Consider the following 1028-nt stretch of genomic DNA (forward strand, 5'->3'; position numbering starts at 1 on the left):
TTCATATTCATTCATGTTTTCAAATTCAACAGTTGTGCCAGCTTCGCTAGGATTTAACCATTCTTCTGGTAATTCATCTACTTCACCATCAGCACTATTAAATTTAACTTTAGCAGTAATTTCTATCTTGTCGCCCTCATCATCAAACGACCAATCATGTTCTTCAATAACTACATATGCAAAAGTACCGTGATGTTTACCATTTCGTTTTTGAACTTCCCAAATCCATATACGCAATTGTTTAAATAACTTAACTGATGCCTTTAATGCTTCTTGTCCTTTGTCACCTGGAACTTTATCAACAGTTAGTTTTATTTCTTCCTCTACGCTATTACGTGAATAGTCTTTTTTATCTCCTTTAATCAATTCAGCTAAATCGTTACTGATTGTGTGTCCACCTTCAGAAAAATTTGCTAACAATATAGACTCTTCAATCGTTAATTTAGATGCTAATTTCTTATCGGCAATTTGAATTGCTGCAATATACTTTTTCTGCAAAACATTCACTCTCCTTCATATCTTGTTTTATGCCTATATTTAAAAAGAAGCCGTAAAATGCCATGCTTTGTATACTGATCTATATCAGTAATAACTTGCTGGACACTTATACGACTTCTAATAAATTCATAGTTTGGTATATTTAATTTCCTATTTACTATAAATGCAATATCTCTTATTATTCTTGCTGCTTCATCCCTGTTATAGGCTTGGCTATACACATGAATAGTAATTGCTACATCTTCTGTCATACTGTTTGCTGTTTCTTCTGGAGTAACATTAGTTTCTCCTACCACAATATATGGATAAACAGCATTTTTTTGGACACCATCATACACTCTATGATTAACATGTTTATTAATTAATGGGTGATTTTCTATTTTGTTATACAGTCTAGTATAGAATTCAGGTTCAACGGATACCCACATATTTAATCACCTCACCCAAAATACTTTCTAAAAAATTTTTCACCTTGGTCAACTGCAGGAAACCAAAAAGGCTGTGGTTCTTGGCCATATGTGGTATACCAT

At 32.7% G+C, this 1028-nt stretch carries 2 protein-coding genes; both read right to left on the reverse strand.

Annotation, left to right across the window (positions count from 1 at the left end):
* On the reverse strand, window positions 1-498 hold a 498-nt coding region (locus ACF91D_RS30625), incomplete at its 3' end, for a phage tail protein (RefSeq protein ID WP_392438514.1).
* A gap of 5 nt (window positions 499-503) precedes the next feature.
* A complete protein-coding gene (locus tag ACF91D_RS30630) occupies window positions 504-926 on the reverse strand; it encodes a DUF3168 domain-containing protein (RefSeq protein WP_392438515.1) in 423 nt (140 codons plus the stop codon).
* Between the last annotated feature and the right edge of the window lie 102 nt (window positions 927-1028).

The sequence above is a fragment of the Staphylococcus sp. 231237_7MaSpsaltlick genome (genome assembly GCF_043107035.1).

Coding starts and splice junctions, on each gene's coding strand:
- ACF91D_RS30630 (WP_392438515.1), bottom strand. CDS start 926: ATGTGGGTATCCGTTGAACCTGAATTCTATACTAGACTGTATAACAAA.